Source organism: Psychrobacter sp. T6-1 (assembly GCF_052258445.1).
Genome location: NZ_JBQQFC010000508.1, coordinates 1 through 1,182, shown reverse-complemented (window position 1 = coordinate 1,182; position 1,182 = coordinate 1). Strand labels below are relative to the sequence as shown.

Here is a 1,182-nt window from a genome sequence, read left to right as displayed (position 1 = left end):
AGCGATATCTCCTCCTTTACCCGTTTGTTTAAACGAGCGACCCAGCTGACGCCAAAAGAATATCAAAACAAGTTTTCACGCTTAGCGATTTGAAACTTCCTCTTACTTAACACTATGTATTATTTGATAAAACACAGCCCTACTCTACGTTGATTTGCAAAAGCAATTGCTGACAACGCTTGATGACAGGAGCGTCGATCATATTGCCATCTATCTTGAATACCGCTTGTCCACTATGCTCGTACTCCTCAACGACCTTTTTAGCAAACGCAATGTCATCAGCGCTGGGCCGCAAGGCTTGTTTGATGACAGCGACTTGTTTGGGATGAATACAGAGCATTCCGGATAGCCCCATGTGTGACCAAAGCTGGACACGATCACATAGACCATTATCATCGTTAAAATCTGGATATATAGTATCGATAGGCGCAGCTAGCTGATGCACGGCGGACACTAGTAGCAGATTATAGCGAATCTGATTAGCGACAATATCAGCGGCCTGCGTGCCCACTTGCACTTGTAGGTCATTACAAAGATCCAAAAATCCGTAGCTTAACGCTAATAGGCCTGATACTTTTGCCATAGCATCGAGATTATGTAGGCCCTTTGCCGTCTCTATCAGCGCAATGACTGATAGTCCAGTGACCTTGTATACCTGCTCTATATCTGCAGCGTTTTCTGCCTTTGATAAGAGGATACCGGCTAGGTTTGGCAATTGCTGACAGCATGCCAAGTCCTTAGTGAAGTCATGACTGTTTGCAATGTTAATACGCACCCATACGGGTTGATAATCAGCGCTGTCATGGTAGGTCTGTAGATCATTGCGAGCTTTGACTTTGTCCGCTACAGCCACGGTATCTTCTAGATCTACGATGACCGCATCAGCGCCGCTAGCAAAGGCTTTGGGCACGCGATCCATTCTTGTGGCTGGGACAAATAGCCATGCTTTTTTTCTTGTCAGCCTAGTACGCTTGTTTTGTTTACTTGGATTTTCATTATTAGATGGGAGCGTATCAGCAGAGGTTGAGAATAGCAGCATGGTCTTACCCTTTTGTTTATGAAATATTCAAGATAATCATAGCAGTAAAAATCAGTCCTTTTTGCACGCGACATACTGAACGACGGCGCTCATACCTTGATGACTTGATCCTTCCATAACGTTACGGTGTTTTTCGATAGCAA

1 protein-coding gene is annotated in these 1,182 nt (G+C 44.5%); it reads right to left on the bottom strand.

The genetic code is table 11. From position 1 onward, the window contains the following. Positions 1-139: 139 nt before the first annotated feature. On the bottom strand, positions 140-1,039 hold the full coding sequence (locus tag ACTXGO_RS14170; protein ID WP_443574965.1) for an HpcH/HpaI aldolase/citrate lyase family protein: 900 nt from the start codon (positions 1,037-1,039) through the stop codon (positions 140-142). Between the last annotated feature and the right edge of the window lie 143 nt (positions 1,040-1,182).